The sequence below is a fragment of the Streptomyces polyasparticus genome (assembly GCF_014493765.1).
GTDB lineage: Bacteria > Actinomycetota > Actinomycetes > Streptomycetales > Streptomycetaceae > Streptomyces > Streptomyces polyasparticus.
On the sequence record NZ_JACTVJ010000005.1, the window covers coordinates 825534 to 843407 of the forward strand.

A 17874-nucleotide genomic window follows, 5' to 3' on the forward strand; every position below is an offset into this window, starting at 1 on the left:
CCGCGCACGGCGATGAGTACGGTCCGGCCGGGACCACGGCCGTGCTCTCCGCCGTCCCCACCACCGCCCTCTGGCGATCCCGCTCACCGCGGCCCTCCGTCAGTCGGAGGGGGCCGGTGACACGGTCACGAGGTCGTCGCCGTCGCAGTACAGGACCGAGCTGCCGCTCTTCATCGGCGGCGCCGGCGAGAATGCCCGACAGGTCGAGCGGCCTTCCCACAGGGTCTCGCCTTTCCAGCCGAACAGTCGCAGGCGTTCGCCGTCCTGCCAGAAGTCTCTTGCCACCATGCGCGCCGCCGGACTGAGCCCTCGCGGACGTACGCGCTCGCCGGGCCGGGGGTGCAGCAATCGGTCGGGGCGGGAGGCACTGCGAATGATCAGGGGAAGAGTGCCGTTGGTGTACAGATACTCGCCCGGGGCCAGCCGCTGGGAGGTCCCGAAGCGGTGGTACGGAGTGGCGACCAGGGTTCCCCGCACGTCCGGCAGCACGAGTGTGGTCCCGAAGAGCAGCGGCAGTGCGCGATCCCAGCGGCAGCCGGTGTGAGGGTCGAGGGGCGCCTGGGGCTGATGCCAGACGAAGGAGTGCTGCCAGCCGTCGACCCCCTCGGTGTACGGGTCCCGTGACGCGAGGACCGTGGCCCGGCAGCTTCCCTCGGCGGGGGCGGTCGCCATGACGACCTGCCTGTCCTGGCCCATGATCCGGTCGATCCTGCCCTGCCGGGGCGGCTTCACCTGCGCGATCCAATACGGCTTGCCCTGCTCGGTGTCGAGCCTGCCGACGCGCTCGCGGGTGACCACAAAGGGGCCGCAGTCGTCGCCTGGGGAAAGCAGGAAGCCATCGGCGTGGCAGCCGTCGAGTACCTGCTCCGCCCCGGGCAGTTCCCGCGACCACAGGCGCCGCCCCGACCAGACCTCCCACGCGGTGACACGGCACGATCCGCTACGGCAGGTCGAGGCCAGCACCCGTTCGAACGACTCCTGCCCCATGAGGACCCGGCTGCCCGGTGGCAGTTCGTGCCGCCAGGAAAGACGGCCCCGTTGCAGGTCCACTCCGGCGATCGCGCTCGGCCCCGGGTGGCCTTCCCTGCCGCCGACCAGGACCATGTTCAGATCACGGACGAGCGCCGAGTGCGCCGTACCGGGCCGGTCGGAGATGAGCGCGAATTCGGCCGGTAGCGTCAACCGCCGGCCAGGGCTGTCCTCGGTACCGCGGAGAGCCAGGGTGCGGTCCTGGCCGAGCAGCCCGGCCCGGGGTGAGTTCACCACCCAGGTCCCGTCGCGCCGGGGATGCACCGGCAGCAGGACGCGCGCTGTCTCTTCGGGTACGGACTCACCGTCGCCGAAGGCCGGATGCGGCGGTACGAAGCAGCCCGCCACGAGGACGCAGATGAGCGCGATCAACAGGCCCTGCCTGAAAGAGCGTTGCATGCGACCGGCCTCCCCCCGGAGACCGTCACCGTAGGCAGTGCGGGGCCGGGGCTCCATGCCGTGACCGCCATCGTGATGATCCCGTGCCCGGACCGTTGGAAGACGGTATGCGGGGTGTGGATTCAGGATGCGATACGTGGGGAGCGGGGCCTGCTCCGTCACCCACGCACTGCGCCGGCGCCCGCCCCCGTGGAGCGGCGGGCGGGCCGCAGCGAGCGCCGAAGGCGTGGGCGGACTCAGTGGAAGCGTTGTCAGTGGCTTCACCTAGAGTGCCCGTCACTTGATCACTGCAGTGCGGGGAGGCGCTCATGGGGTGGGTGACGGCCGGCGACTACGAAGTCGGCCTGGAGGACGGGAAGGTCGTGTGCCGCAATGCGGCGGGGCGGCGGCTCAAGTCCGTACCGGCCAAGATCTCGGACGATCCCGCGGTGGTGGGCCTGCGCCAGCTCGTCGAGTGGCTCGAGCGGCACGAGCGCGAGTGTCTGGCCGATGTCGAGCGGTGGATGGCCCGTTCGCTTCCCGTTCCGTGCACCGTGCTCGCCCAGGTGTGGACGGACCCGGCCTGGCGTCGCGCGCTGCTCGACCTCGTCGTGACCGGACCCGACGGGCAGGTGGCCGGTCTGCTGCGCGACGTCGACGCGGAACGGGGGCTCGGTCTGGTCGACCTCGACGGTGACACCGTGCGCATCAGTCCCGACCTCGTCCGCATCCCCCATCCCGTACTGCTCGAAGACCTCGGGGAACTGCGCGAGTTCGCCGTCGAACTCGGCGTGGAGCAGCGCGCGCAGCAGCTCTTCCGCGAGGTGTGGCACCGCCCGGCGGGCCTGTCCGCCGAGGACACCCACGTCGAGGAGTACGCGGGCGGGGCGTTCAAGGAGCTGCGCTTCCTGCACGGCCGGGCCGTATCGCTCGGTTACCGCGTGCGCGGGGGCAGCTCGGTGTGCGTCGTGCACGAGGACGGGCGGGCCGTCGAAGCCCGGGTCTGGATCGGTGACTACGACGGTTACGAGGAGACGGAGACCGGTCCGCTGCAGTGGACCGACCCGTCGGGGCGGGTCCTGAAGCTCGGCGAAGTGGGACCTGTCGCCTGGTCGGAGGGCATGCGCATGGCTGCCGCCCTGTACGCCGGACGTGACATCGAGGACGAGGAGCAGGCGGCATGACCACCCCGTACGACGACGACACCGCGGCGGCGCTGCTCGAGGCAGGCGCGGTCCTGCCCGCGGGGACCACGGTCCGCGAGGACGCCGACGCACTCACCGCGCGCACGTATACGCATCCCGCCCTGGAGGACCGGCGCATCGTGCGCCTGGTACCGCAGACGCTGGGTGAAGCAGAGGACCTCGCCCTGGAGTTCCTCGGCCTGGAGCGGGCGCCGGGCACCCCCGAGGTCGGACAGGTGCGCCGCGAGACGCTCGGGTTCCCGGCGTGGGCGCTGGTCAACGACCCGGCCAACGGGCACCACGCGCTGGCCCTGGTCAAGGACATGGAACGGCTCTCCCGGCAGGCCAAGTCCCGCCCTGGCACGGCGAAGGAGGGCTTCGAGGAGCTCGGCGAACGGCTCGGCCGGGCCGTGCCGCACTTCCTGCCGACCTTCTACGAGCAGGCCGCGCGCACCTTCCTGCAGCACGACAACACCACGTACGCGGCCGCGTTCTTCGGCAAGGCCCGCGAGGCGGAACGCGTACACGCGCTTGCGGTCGACGAGGAGCGCCGCCGGGCCGTGTTCCTGGAGTTCGCGTTCGCGGGGGCGCTCACGGTCAAGGCGCTCAAGGAGCATGTGCGGGACCTCTCGCAGCGGCTCGCCCCCGTTGAGGCCTGGGCGCAGTTCCGGCAGTTGACGGTGGAGCGGTGTGCGGCCGGGATGCCGCCGCACGCCTCGCTGCCGCAGGATGCCCGTGGCCTGATCAAGGCGGCCGGTCTCGCGCGGGTCACCGAGGAGTGCGCCCTCGTCGCGGACCTGATCTCCTCCCCCGCCGCGGTACGGGCGCCTGCCTCTTTCTGGACCGCCTACCGGGCCACGCTCAAGGTGCTCACCGAAGAGCGACCCGCCCTGCGCGTACGCCTCCTCGAGATCATGCCGACGGGGCTCGGCCGCAGCTCCGAGGACGACGTTCTGTGGCTGACCCTGCTCGCGGAGTGCGGTGCGGACCGCCTCCTGACCGGTGAGGACGAGGCCGGGGACGGCGTGGACGCCGCGGACTGGCTCAGCCGGTGGGCCATGCACCGCAAGCGGGGCGGAGCCGCCGACCGCTGTGCGGCCACGCTGGCACTCGTGGAGCGCATGGCACCGCGGCTGCGGGAGGCGGGCCGTGCCGTCGATCTGTTCGCGGACCGCTGGCACGCGCGCGTCGACGTGGACCTGCTCGACCTGTGCGTGGCCGAGGGCGTCCCTGTGTCGTTCCCCGGAGCCGATGTGCCCGTACACGTGCCCTTGGACCAGTGGCTGCGCAGCACCGCGCCCGGCCGGCGTGACCTGGCCGCGTCGGCCGCGGACGCCCGCTGCAGGCCGCTGCTGTACGCGGCGGTCGGCGCGCTCGGCCGCGGGGCCGCCGGCCTGCACGAGCAACTCGCCGCGCATCCGGTCCTGTCCGGACTTCTGCGGGAGTGGCTCGACGACGCCGTGGCGGACCTCGGCAAGGCGGCGGGACTGCCGGGTGCCCAGGCGGCGTTCAACCGGCTGAGCCCGTTCCGCTCGGTGGCCGCCCAGGTCAGCCCGCAGGCGGTGGCCGGCGTCGCCGCGTGCCCCATCGCGCCGCTCCTGGGCCGCACCCTGCGCGCGGGCATCATGGACGAACTGGGCTGGCCCGCCCTGGACGAGGGCCTGCGGCTGCTCGACGCCGACACGGCGCGCGGAAAGGACGACGAGCTGACCGTGGCCGAGGCCTGGCCGGCGCTGATCCTCGCCCGCGGGCACAAGGTCATCGTCGTCGGCCCGGAAAAGGTGCTGCTCGAACACGACCTGCGCATCCCGCACACCCTGGAGCGCTGGCAGCGCCCGGACTTCCGGTTCACGGACGGGGAGCTCCTCGTGATATGGCGGCACGAGAACAAGCAGTACGGCTACTGGTCGGCCCGGCCGTCCGAGGTCTTCACGCTCGGCGGCGACGAACTCGCCCGCTGGTACAGCAGCCAGGAGGCCGGCACCCCGTCGATCCCGCTGCCGGGCGGCGGCCGGGCCACCGGAGGCCGGGTACTGCACGCCGGTGACACCGTGCTGCCGCCGAGCAGGCCGGTGATCGGTGACGGCACCGCCTACTGGCGGCAGGGACGGCAGGGGCTCCGGCAGATATGGCTCGAATACGACCCGGCCACCGGCACCCACGGACGGGCATCGCTGCCCGCACTGCTGCAGTCCGGGATCCAGGAGGACGCGACGCTCCTTCAGCAGCACTGCGAGGTGCTGCCGCTGCAACCGGGCCTGGAGCAGAGCCCGTTCGGTACGGACGGGACGGTGCTCGGGCGCTGGGTGCGCCGGCAGGGCGAGGGTGCCGAGGCGCGGATGACGGCGGGCACACCGGACGGACGGACCGTCACATGGCAGGGGACATACGGCATTCCGCTCGGTGCGCTCAAGATGCCGGGCGGGGCGGCGCCCGTCGCCGTGCAGACGGCCCAGACCATCACTCTGTGCGCGCCCGACGACCCTTCCGTGACCGGTGAGTTGAGCCAGGTGACGCTGGGGTCCCGCGGCAGCGCGTTCGCCGCCGGGACCCGCTTCCTGCCGGCTCCCGCGTTCTGGCACGCCCTGCGGCCGCGCGACGAGCAGTCCTCGGCGGTGCTGCGTGCGCTGACCGACGAGCAGACGGACGAGCTGCTTGCCGCGGCGGTAGAGGCGCTGGCCGAGTTGCGGGACCGGCGGGCCGAACTGCAGGCAGGATCGGCCGAGTCGGGAGGCACCGCGGACACGACCGGACTGCCGACAGCCGAGGACGTCCTGCTCCGTACCGTGGCTCAGGCACTGCCCGCGCTCACCGAGGAGCGGCTGCTCGCGGGCGTGACCGCCCTGGTCGCCGCGACCGTCCGCTTCGCGACCGCGGCGAACGCCTTCGCCCATCCGCCTGCCCCGCAGGCCCGGCCGCAACGCAACCGCACCGAGGGCATGTTCGCCGACTACCGGCCGGAGCACGGCGACGACGCGACCCTGATCCTCGCCACCCGGGGTATCTCCGGCGCGTGGGGGTGGTGGACGAACTCGGCGGCGTGGCAGACCCTGCGTCAGATACGTGCCGTGAGCCATGTCCTGTCGGGCCGGCCCGCCGACGGCACACCCCTGCATGAACGCCTCACCGCCCCGGTCGGCGCCTGGCGCAGCGACGAGCACACGATTCCCGTCCGCGCCCCGGACTGGACCCAGGCCCTGGGCGTACTGCGGCCGTTGGCCTACCGCGCCGCCTCGCCGGCGCTGCCCGAGGACCGACGGGAGGCGCTGCTGCTGCTGTTCGAGGCGCTCGCCGAGGGTCCGCTCGCCGCCGCCGAGGGCACGCTGCGCACGGTGGTGCTCTGCGAGGAGCAGCACGGCCAGGACCGTGCGGGTCAGGTGCTCCGCCACGGCGACCGCACCGTGGTCGTCATCGGCGGCAAGAACGTCGACTATCAGCGCAAGCGGCTCACCTGGCTGGCACTCGACCACGATCCCACCGGCGAGTTCGGTGCCGTGGCCCACTTCACGCTGGAGCGGGAGAAGGTGTTCACCTCGGCGTTCCCGGCCGGCGGGCTCGCCGAAGTCGCCCGGCTGATCCGCGACAAGGGCGCCGTCCCGTGGCGGCCCGAAGCACCCGCCACGCTCACCACGGCGACTCGCGAGGGACTCGGTCCGCTGCAGGCGGCCGCGCTGCTCGCCGCGCAGCCGGAGGAGCCGGGGGCGGACGTCCTGGCGTTGATCGGCCTGAAGACACGCCAACTGGAGCTCGGCAACAACCTGTTGATGTCGCTCGGCGCAACCCACCGCTTGGCTCTCATGAGCGCCCTGCTGCCCGGGACGCCGGCCGATCTGTGGACGGCTGGGCCCGATCTGGCCGCCGCGGCGCAGGTGTGGGACGAGCGGCTGGGTTCGCTCGTCCGGCTGCCCGAGGACATCGTGGCCGACCTCGCCGGTCTGCCCGGTGGCTCCTCGACGGACGTACTGAACCCGGGACTCACCCCTTGGATCAGCCGCACCACCGTTCAGCGGCTCGACAAGGAGGGCAGGCTCGTCGCCGATGACCCCCGGGCGGTGCCCAGCCGGCACATGGTGGCGAACGCCGTCGACACCCTGGCCTCGCTCGCTTACACCCTGCCCATCGCCCACCCGCTGCGCGCCGGTCTGCCCGACAGCCTCGCCGCCATACGCCGCCGCCTCACCGACCCGGGGCTCCTCCTCGACCTCGACATCTCGTGGACGCACAACGGCGGCTCCACCGCCGAGCAGCTGCGCACGGCGCACGGACTCGCCGCCACGGGGGGCGCCGAAGCAGACGGGTTCACTCCGGTCGGCGACGTATTCCTCCTGTATCCCGGGCACGGGAACACGGAGGCCGTCCTGGTCCGCCCGGCCGCCCTCACCGGTCCGGACGACCCCTCGTTCGGGCTCGTCGAAGGGCTCGTCGGATCCGGGCGGGGCACCGGGATGCGCGCGCTGCGCACCCTTCTGGACGACGGAATCACCAGGGCACTGGCGGTGACAGGAACCGCGGGTCACGCCCAGGACGCCGCCGTCAGTGCGCCCGCACTCGTCGCGGAGGTCGCGGCGGCCCACGAGCTGAGCGAGGACGCGGCGGTGCTCTATCTGCAACTGCTCGCGCTGCCCGACCCGACCGACCGCAACTGCGCCCGCTGGACCGGGTGGAAGCCGGCCCGTATGAAGAAGGCCCGTACCGAACTGGCGGCGACCTCTCTGGTCGTCGAGGCCAAGCGGCCACGTGCCGGGCGCACCCTCTTCCTGCCGTGCGGCTGGCGCGACCTGAAGGCGCCCGCGCTCCCGGTGGAGACCTGGAAGGAAGGCCTGTACCCGGTGCCCGGACATGCCCGTGCCGTGCCGCTGATGCCGGTGGCCGAACTGTTCGCCCGTGCCTGGCAACGCGTACGGGACGGTGACGCACCCGCGTACGAGGAACTGACCACCCGCGCCACTCGGAAGGGCCGCCGCCGATGACCACCGTTTCCGCAACCGACACGTCCGCCTCCGGGACATCCGTCCCGGACACCTCCGACTCCGGCACGACGGCCTCCGGCGCGCACCGCCAGATCGTCCCGCCCGAGGAGCTGTACGCGGCCGAACTCGCCTTCCTCGCCGCGTACGACGACGGCCCGCGCCCGCCCGCCTGGCGGCTCACTCCCCGCGCGGTCGTCACGTTCGTGATGGGCAGTGCCGGTCAGGCCCTGAGTCTGGGGGACGGTGCCGAGGTACCGGACGGCGTACCGCGCCGGCTGGTGATCCAGGGCAAGTTCGTGGGCGACCGGGCGCTGGTCGAGCGGTGTGTGGTGACCCTCGCCGGTGAGCGCGGGCTGCTGCTCGTCGGGGAACCCGGCACCGCCAAGTCCATGCTGTCCGAGCTGTTGTCGGCCGCCGTATGCGGCACCAGCGGCCTGGTCGTCCAGGGCACCGCGGGCACCACCGAGGACCAGCTCAAGTACGGCTGGAACTATGCTCTGCTGCTCGCCCAGGGCCCGAGCCGGCAGGCGCTCGTGCCGTCGCCGGTCCTGACCGCCATGACCCGGGGCGCCGTAGCGCGGGTCGAGGAGGTCACCCGATGCCTTCCCGAAGTGCAGGACTCACTCGTCTCGTTGCTCTCCGAGCGGCGTATCGCAGTGCCCGAACTCGCTGGTACGGCCGATGCGTTGGCGCACGCGGCGCCCGGTTTCAGTCTCATCGCGACGGCCAACCTGCGGGACAGGGGTGTATCGGAGATGTCCGCCGCGCTCAAGCGCCGCTTCAACTTCGAGACTGTCGGCCCCATCACGGACCTCGACGCCGAGACCGCTCTGGTACGCAGCCAGGCGCGGGCCAGTGTCGAGAGGGCCAAGGCGGAGTTCCGGGTGGATGACGCCGTGCTCGAGGCACTGGTCACCGCGTTCCGCGATCTGCGCGAGGGCCGGTCGGCGGAGGGCTGGGAGGTCGAGCGGCCCTCCACGGTGATGAGCACCGCGGAAGCCGTGTCCGTCGCGGGCGCGCTCGGGCTCGCCGCGGCGTACTTCCCCGGCGATCGCGATGTCCTGGGGCTGCTGCCCGGGCATCTGCTCGGGGTGGTCCGCAAGGACGATCCCGCGGACGCGGCGCGGCTGCGCGGCTATTGGGACGGCCCCGTGCGCCGCCGCGCCGAACAGGGTTCCGCGACCTGGCGCACCCTGTGGGATCTGCGCACCGTGCTGGAGGACTGACCGCCGTGGCCCTCTCCCCCGACGCTCTCCACCAGGCCCTTTCCCGGCCTGACGAGGCCTTGTCCGCGCTCACCGATCCTGCGGGCCCGTACCTCATCGGCGTGCGGCACCATGCGCCTTCGCTCGCGGCCGTGCTGCCTGCTCTGCTCGATGCCGCGAAGCCGGACGTGCTCCTGGTCGAGCTGCCGGGCGAGATGCAGGAGTGGTTGGCGTGGCTCGGGCACGCCGAGACGCGGGCGCCGGTCGCCCTTGCCGCGGCGCCGCGGACCGGGGACGGGAGCCCGGCCTTCTATCCGTTCGCCGAGTTCTCCCCTGAACTCGCCGCCGTACGGTGGGCGGTACGGCATGACGTGCCGGTCATCGCCTGCGACCTGCCGCTCGCGGACCGGGCGTGGGAGGGGGACGGGCAAGGAGACAGGGACGGGCAAGGGGACGGGGACAGGCAAGGGGACGCGGAATGCGCCGACGACAGACCCGCGGGCGATCCGGCCCCCGGGCAGCCGGCAGCGGCCGCATTCAACTCCCCTGAGACATACGGAACATCAGGCCTCGCATCCGCGGTACGGGCCCGGCTCACCGGACGTCCCGGAGACGATCTGTGGGACCGTCTCGTGGAGGCGGCCGCTCCGGGATCGCCTCCCGAGGCGGTGCGCCGCGCGGCCTTGCTGACCGGGTGGGCGCTGCGCGAGGACGCGGCCGCTTCGCGCGGTGTCGCCGAGTTGGATCTGCGGCGTGAGCGGTGGATGCGCTCCTGTCTGGCCGCTGCGACGGCGAACGGCGAGCGGGCAGCTGTGGTGGTCGGCGCCTTCCACGCCCCGGCGCTCACTTCGGCCACCCCTAGGGAGCCGGCGCCCGGGCAGTCGGACACCGAAGTCCGGACGGACCGGTCCGCGTGGACGACCTCTCTCATCCCGTACACCTACACACTCTTGGACTCCCGCTCCGGCTATCCGGCCGGTATCCGGGATCCCGAGTGGCAGCACCTGGTGCTGCGTGCCGCGGGCGATCCGGCGGCTCTTCAGGAGGCGCTGACGCGCGCGGCCGTACGGGTGTGCGCCCGGCTGCGGGCCCTCGGCCACCCGTCGGGCCCGGCCGACGCACGCGAGATCATCCGCCTCGCCGGGGATCTCGGGCGGCTGCGCGGCCTTCCCGCCGCGGGCCGGGGCGAGTTGGTCGAGGCGGTGCAGACGGTCCTTGCGCAGGGCGAGCCGTTCGGGCGCGGGCGGGCGGTCGCGCGGGCCATGGAGCAGGTGCTCGTCGGGACCCGCACCGGACGCCCCGCGCCGGGCACTCCGCGCTGTGGTCTCGCGCCCGCAGTCGAGGAGGAGTTGGCGGCGCTGGGGCTGCCGGGCCCGGACAGCGACCGGGGTGGCAAGTCCCGTGATCTGCGCCTGGATCCACTGCGCTCCGACCTGGACCGGCGGCGCGACCTGCTGCTGCGCCGCCTGTCGGTGTGCGGTGTGCCGTATGCGCAGGAGAAGGAGGTCGTCGGCACCGGCGGCGCCGACGCACTCACCACGCGCTGGGAGGTGTCCTGGACGCCTGCCACCGCGGCCATGCTGACCGCGGCCGGCGTCCGGGGGGCCACCCTAGGGCAGGCGGCCGAGGGTCTGCTGCGCGAGCGTCGGCGCTCCGAACTGGACGAGGGCGGGCCGACGGCCGCGCAGTGCCTGCGCGGACTCGAGCAGGCGGCCCAGTGCGGACTGCCCGGCCTCGTCGACGAGCGGCTGGCCGAGGCCGCGCGGATCCTGCCGCAGGCGGGCTCCCTGCCCGAACTCCTCGCCGGTCTCGCCCTGTCGGACCGGCTGCGGGCGGGCCACCTGCCGGGGCTCGACGCGGACGAGGGCCGGGCGGTGCGGCTGACCGCCGTCGCCGAGCTCCTCACGTCCGCCGCGGTGCGTCAGGTGGACGGCCTGACCGGGTCCGAGGACCCCGCCGACGCCCACGCCCTGCTCGAACTGGCCGACCGCGCCGATCTGTCGGGCGGTGTACGGCTGACCGATGCCCTTGCCCGGCTGTCAGCCGACGGCTCGCCCCTCATGCGCGGCGCCGCCGGAGCGGTACGCGTCCTGCTCGGGCACGAGGCACCCGAGGCGCTCGGTGACCGCGTCGCCTCCTGGGTGGACTCGGCCTGCGATCCCGGCTCGCGCAGCTCGCTCACCGCACGCCTGACCGGTCTGCTCACCGCTGCGGGCCCCCTCCTGGAGGCGGCGTCTCCCGTACTGGAACCCCTGCTCGACCGGGTCTCGGACCTCTCCGACCGGGACTTCCTGGACCGGCTCCCCGCACTGCGCGCAGGCTTCGACACGCTCAGCCCGGGAGCACGCGAGCGGCTGCTCGCCACCGTCGAGGAACGCCTCGACCTCGACCGTATCGACGACACCGGGACCGTCGCCCCGGCCACGCTCGCGCTGTGGACCCGCGCCGACCTCGTGGCCCGCGAGGCCCTGCGCACGCTCGATCTGCTGCCCCCGCCCCGGCCCGACGCGGAAGGCACCGGCGTCCCCAAGAAGGCGCCGTCACCGGAACACCTGCTTCAGCCGGCGGACCGCTGGCGCCTCGCCCTCGGTCGGCGCACCGATCAACTACCGCGCTCGGCAGCCGCGTTGGCCACCGCTCTCGACGAGCTGTACGGCAGCGGACACGGCGAAGGCAGCAGAGGCGACCTGCCCGGTGCGGGCGGCCGAGGTGGTCGCGAGGCCGCCTATCCGGGGGTGCGGGAGTGGTCCGAGGACCTCGCGGCCCTGTTCGGGCCCGGCATCAGGGAGGAGGTCCTCGCGGCCGCGGCCTCCGCGGGCCGCACCGATGTGCTGGCCGAGCTCGATCCGGACAGCGCCCGGCCCTCGGTCGACCTGTTGCGCACCGTACTCAGCCACGCCGGAGGGCTCCCCGAGGCACGCCTCGCCGCACTGCGTCCCCTGGTACGCCGCCTCGTCGACGCACTGACCAGGCAACTGGCCACCCGGCTTCGCCCCGCGCTGCACGGCGCGGCCCTGCCCCGGCCCAGCCGCCGCCCGGGCGGCGGCCTCGATCTCCCCCGCACACTGCGCGCCAACCTGGCGACCGCACGCCGCGCTGCGGACGGCACCGTGCAGGTCGTCCCCGAACACCCGGTGTTCCGTACCCGCGCCACGAAGGCCGCGGACTGGCGGCTGATCCTGGTCACCGACGTGTCCGGATCCATGGAGGCGTCGACCGTATGGGCGGCGCTCACCGCGTCGGTCCTGGCCGGGGTACCGACGCTCTCGACGCACTTCCTGGCCTTCTCCACCGAAGTCATGGACCTCACCGGGCACGTCGACGATCCGCTGTCGCTCCTCCTGGAGGTCAGCGTGGGCGGCGGCACCCATATCGCGGCGGGCCTGCGGCACGCCCGTGAGCTGGTCACCGTGCCCTCGCGCACGCTCGTCGTGGTCATCAGCGACTTCGAGGAGGGCTATCCACTGGGCGGACTGCTTACCGAGGTCCGTGCCCTGGTCGGCGCCGGCTGCCATGTGCTCGGCTGCGCCGGCCTCGACGACTCGGGCCGGCCGCGCTACTCCACCGGCGTGGCGGGGCAGCTGGTCGCCGCGGGCATGCCGGTCGCCGCCCTCAGCCCGCTCGAACTCGCCCGCTGGGTAGGGGAGAAGATCGCATGAGCCCGCAGCTGCCACCCGTCGCCCCGTCCGTGACGGCGGAACTCGTCGGCGCGCTGACACCCCGGCTGCGCAAGCGCCTCGACGCGGCCGTCGCCAAACTCGCGGACCGGGCCGTCGTCGTCGAAGGCGACACGGTGCGCATCGCCCTCGACGACGACACGGAGCTCCAACTCCACGCCCCTGGCGGCCAGGTGACCACGGCGGACGGCATCCGGTGCGGCTGCCTGCTCGCCCCGGCCTGTCTGCACCGGGCCGCGGCGGCCTCGGCCGCACCGATCGCCCAGGACGACGCCCCCGCGCAAGGGGCCACGCCCGAGGACGACGTTCCCGTACAAGGGGACACGTCTGAGGACGACGTCCCCGTACAAGAGGCCACACCCGAGGGCGACGACCCCGCGCAAGAGCCCACCCCCGGCCAACTCGCCGCCGCCCAAGCCCTGCACGCTGCCGCGGCGGCGGTCCTCGAAGCCGGGACGGACGGAGCAGGGGCAGTCCTGCAGGCCGAGTTGCTGCGCGCGGCCCACACCGCCCGGCTCGCCGGGCTCCCCCGGGCCGCCGCCTCAGCGGTCTCCGTGGTCTCCGCACTGCGGGCCGCCCGGTCCGCCGACCCCGCGTACCGTCTCGCCGATCTGGTGACCGCCCTGCACACCCTCCTGTTCGGCGCGCACCGACTCCCGTACGCCACCGGCCCCGAACTCTCCACGCTGCAGGGCGCCGTACGGCAGCCGTACGCGTCGGAAGGCTCGCTCCGCCTGTACGGGCTGTTCTCCGAACCCGTGCTGACCGCCACCGGCTACGCGGGCGCCGTCACCTGGACCGCGGACGCCGACGGCCGCCTCTACACCGTTGCCGATGTCGCCCCGGGCGGTGCGGGGCGGGCGGTCGGGGCAGGCGACCGCGCCATACGGGTCGGAGACACGGCGCTGACACCGCGCGAACTGTCCCGCGCCGGCCTCGCCCTCACCGGCGCCACCGTCTCGCCGACCGGGCGCCTCGGCGCGGGAGCCGGGGTCCGCGCGGTCCGTGCCCCCGGCGCCGACTGGAGCGCAGAGCCGCTCGACCGGCTCTGGGCAGTGCCGGTCGCCGAACAGGCCACGCGCGCCCTGTCCGACGACGGCCACGACCTGCTCTTCCTCGACATCACCGTCATCGGACCGGTCCGCGAGGCAGCAGGCGACTGCCTGCTCGCCGACTGCGGCGGTCTGACGCTGCGCCTTGACGCCGCCCACGACGACCCCGCACTACCCTGTCGGGACAACCTCCGTCTGCTCGCGGCTCTTTCCGGCAGGCGGCTGCGCGTCATCGCACGACTCGTCCCGGGGCCGCTCCCCCGCGTCCGGCTGCTCGCGTCGAGTCACCCCGCCGATCCCGGCGCCCGGCTCGATCTGGGCCTGGACCGGATGCTCCGCGCGGACCTGCCCGCTGGAACGGCAGCACCGATCGACCGTGCCCCGGTGGCCGACGAAGCACCGCTGCATTTGCTGCGCCGCCGCGTCCAGCAGGCGGCCGCCGGAGGCAGGCGTGTGCTGGCCTTCCCCGGTGACGCGACCGCCGACATCCACAGGCTGCGCCGCCTCGGCCTCACCACCGCGGGCGATCTGCTCGACGCGCTCCATGCCGCGGCCGCCGACCGTTCCCGCGATGCGTTCGGGCGCCTCATGATGGCCGATGCCGACCGGTTCGCGCGTTCCTGGCTTGCCGCCGCGCACTACACGGCTGAGGTCGACCGGGCGCTGTGCGCCGCGGCATGGGGGTCGGACGGTGAGGCAGTCTGAAGTGCCCTCACCGGCCATCGCCGTGGCGCGTACGCGAACCTCAGCCGGAGGCCACCGGCAGCACGTCCGGGGACAACGCCCCCGCCTGAGCCGCCGCCGCCGTCATCCGCCGCCGATGATGCCGCCTGCACAGCACCTCGTACCCGATCTCCTCGGCGGGCCGGTTCACATCGCCGACCACGACCTGCGCGCCGTCGACCACCATCTCCCCGCCGACCGTACGGGCGTTGTGCGTGGCCCGCGCCCCGCACCAGCACATGGCCTCGACCTGCAGGGTCTCTATGCGGTCCGCGAGCTCGATGAGCCGCTGCGAACCGGGGAACAGCTTGGTGCGGAAGTCGGTCGTGATCCCGAACGCGAAGACATCGAGCTCCAAGTCGTCCACGATCCGGGCGAGTTGGTCGATCTGCTCGGGTGCGAGGAACTGGGCCTCGTCCACGATCACGTAGTCCACCTTGCCGCCGCTCGACAGCTCCTCGACCACGTACGCGTACAGGTCCATCCCCACCGGCGCCTCGACCGCGTCCGTGACCAGGCCGAGCCGCGAGGAGAGCTTGCCCTCGCCGGCGCGGTCGTCCCGCGTGAAGATCAGGCCCTGCAGTCCGCGGGCCGAGCGGTTGTGACCGATCTGGAGAGCGAGTGTGCTCTTACTAGGGCATTCGCAATGTTTTTGAGAGCCCCGAAAGCCACGCACCAGGACAGCGCGAAGCCGCCAGGCCGATTGTCAGTGGCGGCTTCTACAGTGACGCACCCAGTTACGGACGCTTCTTCATAGGCGGCCGCACGCCGCCAGCCCGAGGATCGATTCGAATTTATTGACGAACTCATCGCGCATACCTTCGAAGTACCGCGGAAGCCCGCCCCAATACATCCAACGTGAGATAGCGCAAGAGCCGCACGCTTCGACTCTTACGGTTGTACGTTTATCGACCTCATTGCATCGCCGACTCTCCGGCCACGCAGATGACTCCAACGAAAGGATCCGCCCACCATGCCCAAGCGGCTGGAAGTCGGCCGAAGCGGCTGGCGCACCTCGGCCAAACACAACATGCTGAACAAACTGGTAGGCGAGGAGGCAGGAGCCATCAAGCACGTTCCGCGAGCACCCCGCCGCCTGGTCTGGTACGACCTGACGGCCGGGGACGCGAAAGTGCCAGGTGGCGAAGACTGGCACCGGAATTGCTCACCCGGGATCTTCGCTTACCACGCCGCACAGTCAACCGTTCCTGTAGAAGTCCGCCTGTACGAGATCAACAGCGAGACGTACCGGCACCTCTTGTTCAACCTGAATCGTCAACTCCCGCGCTGGGGATTCGCTCCTGAAGGTACAGGTTGCTGGAGATCACCCAGGGCCACAATCCAGGCGCTCAACTGCAGCGGCGCGGACGCATCCGTGGACCGACTCCTCAGCACAGATGCCGTGTTCGCGGTGAACGATCCCAATGCGATCACTGACTGGGCCATGCGCAGATCGTTCTCGCAGGAGATCAGCGATCTCGGGGTGACGTTCTTCAGGACCCTCACAACAATGGGGTGCAACGCCAACGGCTTGAAGAGAGGGAAGGACACCCGTCCCGCCCGAATCGAGTGCTTCAACTATGTGGAGGCAGCAAAACGCACTCTGCCAAGGCAGCGCGACCTCTGCTTTGCCGCGATCCTCCGCGACGACGCCCAGTGGGCCTATTTGATCGAAACCTCCGAGAAGTGGAGAAACAGAACCACCATCGCCGTTCAAAGAGCGTTCCGGCAGCATGGGCGAGACGCCTCCGTCACGTGGTCCAAGCTCGACGGCGACGGCCAGTTCCGAGGTGAGATGCTCCGGCTCTTCCTCACCAAGGCCGAGCGCGAGGGCATCCGAGGACAAGAAGAGGCATGGCTGGCCGCCACCGCAGCGCAACGGATCATGCTGCTTGCAAAGTACGAGGACACACCGGTGCCCCCGAAGCCAGAGCAGATGAGTTTCTGGCTCGGGGACGAAGAGGAATTCACTGCATGAACAAGCTCGGCCCCTACCACGTCCACCCGTTCGCAGACGCCTTCCCTTTGATCGAAGGCGAAGAGTTCGAAGGCTTGGTGCGCGACGTCAAACGAAACGGGTTGCGTGACCCGATCGTGCTGAACCACGATCGCACGATCCTGATCGACGGGCGTAACCGATACCTGGCATGCGAGGCAGCCGGGATCACTCCGAACTTCGAGACCATCTCGGCCGAACACACCGAGTCCATGATCCTCGACCTCATCGTGTCCAGGAACATCACACGTCGGCAACTCTCGGCCGGCCAACTCGCCTTTCTTGCCCTGGAATACGAGAGTTCCATCACCGCGGAAGCCGACGCCAGTGCCCGTGATACAGAAAACGGGGAAACCGAGAGGTCAGAGGCCGAAGCTCAAGACGTGAACGCGTCAACAGGCCTAGCGCTAAGCAGCCTCAAGCAACGATCACGCCGGGATGAGGCGGCCCGCACGATCGGCGCATCACCGAGAGCTCTCCAGCGAGCCAGAACCGTCGAGACATACGCACCCGAGCTGGTGCATCAAGTCCGGTCTGGCGACCTGGCTCTGGATCAGGCGGAAAAGGCGGCTCTCCGCCGCAAGCGGGAGATGCCTGAGGCCGCACCAACCGAGAAGCCCACCCCCGTCGTGCTGACACTCCGCACGCACGACGGCCAGGAGTTCCCGTACAACAAGCCCGCCGGGAAGCCCACCTTCAACAACACGGAGGGCGATGGAATCTCATGGGCTCACTGGTCATGGAACCCCGTTACCGGCTGCCTGCACGGCTGCAGCTACTGCTATGCCCGGGAGATCACTCTGCGGTTCAAGCAGGTCAACCCGGCTGGTTTTACTCCACTCCTGCATCACGAGCGGCTTGGCGCACCAGCCAACACCAAGATCCCGGAGCAACATCGAGATGACCCTGCGTGGAGGCGCGTCTTTGTGTGCTCCATGGCTGACCTCTACGGCCGCTGGGTGCCGGAATCGTGGGTGCTGCAAGTGCACTCCGCAATGCTCGCCAATCCGCAGTGGGAGTATCTGCTTCTGACCAAGTTCCCGGCGCGCTACAACAAGGTTGAACTGCCACAGTCCGCCTGGGTTGGTACCAGTGTGGATGAGCAGAAGCGAGTACGCATCGCCGAGGATGCTTTCCGGAAGATCGACAATGTCAAGGTCAAGTGGCTGTCCATCGAGCCTTTGACAGAACCGTTGGAATTCAGCGACCTCTCCATGTTCGACTGGATCGTGATCGGAGCACAGACCGAGACCTGGCAAGGTGAAGGCGCCGACCGTGTCCGCGTGCCCGCCTTCGCCCCGCCGTTCGAATGGGTGGCACGCCTCGTCCAACAAGCCCGGCAAGCCGGCTGCCGCGTGCATCTGAAGCCGAACTTGCAGAACGGCAATCCCGGCATGCAGTTCCCCGATGAGTATCCGATCTGACAGTGTGTAATTTTCGGGCTGAGCGGAGAACGAGCAGCGACTTCATCGTCAACGCAGCGGAGACGCTCAAATCACTCCCTGCCTGAGGATCAGTGCAGGGCGTATTGCGCGGCGGCCACGAACTTCTGCCTCGCCCGCCGCGTTTCCTCCTGTGGGGCGGGGTCTGTACGGTCAACGGTGGATCTTCGAGCAGGAAGTAACACCTGATGACAGACGTGACCGTGTCGGCTGAGGCC

At 71.3% G+C, this 17874-nt stretch carries 9 protein-coding genes; 7 read left to right on the top strand and 2 right to left on the bottom strand.

Annotated elements, in window-relative coordinates; all coding sequences use genetic code 11:
- Window positions 1-99: 99 nt before the first annotated feature.
- The gene (locus H9Y04_RS11990; RefSeq protein ID WP_187813717.1) at window positions 100-1428 is read right to left on the bottom strand and encodes a hypothetical protein; all 1329 of its coding nucleotides are present in this window, start codon (window positions 1426-1428) and stop codon (window positions 100-102) included.
- 308 nt (window positions 1429-1736) lie between these two features.
- Here H9Y04_RS11990 and H9Y04_RS11995 point away from each other — a divergent pair, with 308 nt between their 5' ends.
- From H9Y04_RS11995 to H9Y04_RS12015, 5 genes are read left to right on the top strand one after another with little or no spacing between them, the layout of a single operon-like run.
- Window positions 1737-2591, top strand: a complete 855-nt coding sequence (locus tag H9Y04_RS11995; protein WP_187813718.1) for a DUF4132 domain-containing protein — start codon at window positions 1737-1739, stop codon at window positions 2589-2591.
- Window positions 2588-7561: a hypothetical protein gene (locus H9Y04_RS12000; RefSeq protein ID WP_187813719.1), complete on the top strand. Its 4974-nt coding sequence runs from the start codon at window positions 2588-2590 to the stop codon at window positions 7559-7561. Before H9Y04_RS11995 ends, H9Y04_RS12000 begins: the two co-directional genes overlap by 4 nt.
- A complete protein-coding gene (locus H9Y04_RS12005; RefSeq protein ID WP_214661087.1) occupies window positions 7558-8787 on the top strand; it encodes an ATP-binding protein in 1230 nt (409 codons plus the stop codon). The genes H9Y04_RS12000 and H9Y04_RS12005 overlap by 4 nt, the downstream gene beginning before the upstream one ends.
- 5 nt (window positions 8788-8792) lie before the next feature.
- Complete coding sequence (locus tag H9Y04_RS12010; RefSeq protein WP_187813720.1) at window positions 8793-12425, top strand: vWA domain-containing protein; 3633 nt, start codon at window positions 8793-8795, stop codon at window positions 12423-12425.
- The gene (locus H9Y04_RS12015; protein ID WP_187813721.1) at window positions 12422-14200 is read left to right on the top strand and encodes a hypothetical protein; all 1779 of its coding nucleotides are present in this window, start codon (window positions 12422-12424) and stop codon (window positions 14198-14200) included. The genes H9Y04_RS12010 and H9Y04_RS12015 overlap by 4 nt, the downstream gene beginning before the upstream one ends.
- A gap of 40 nt (window positions 14201-14240) precedes the next feature.
- Here the strand turns inward: H9Y04_RS12015 and H9Y04_RS12020 are convergent, their stop codons facing one another.
- On the bottom strand, window positions 14241-14894 hold the full coding sequence (locus H9Y04_RS12020; RefSeq protein WP_187813722.1) for a thymidine kinase: 654 nt from the start codon (window positions 14892-14894) through the stop codon (window positions 14241-14243).
- 297 nt (window positions 14895-15191) lie between these two features.
- On the opposite strand from H9Y04_RS12020, the gene H9Y04_RS12025 reads away from it, so the two are divergent.
- Together H9Y04_RS12025 and H9Y04_RS12030 are read left to right on the top strand one after the other, a co-directional pair.
- A complete protein-coding gene (locus H9Y04_RS12025) occupies window positions 15192-16196 on the top strand; it encodes a hypothetical protein (RefSeq protein WP_187813723.1) in 1005 nt (334 codons plus the stop codon).
- Window positions 16193-17638, top strand: coding sequence for a DUF5131 family protein (locus H9Y04_RS12030; RefSeq protein ID WP_187813724.1), 1446 nt, complete (start codon window positions 16193-16195; stop codon window positions 17636-17638). The genes H9Y04_RS12025 and H9Y04_RS12030 overlap by 4 nt, the downstream gene beginning before the upstream one ends.
- The last annotated feature ends 236 nt before the right edge of the window (window positions 17639-17874 follow it).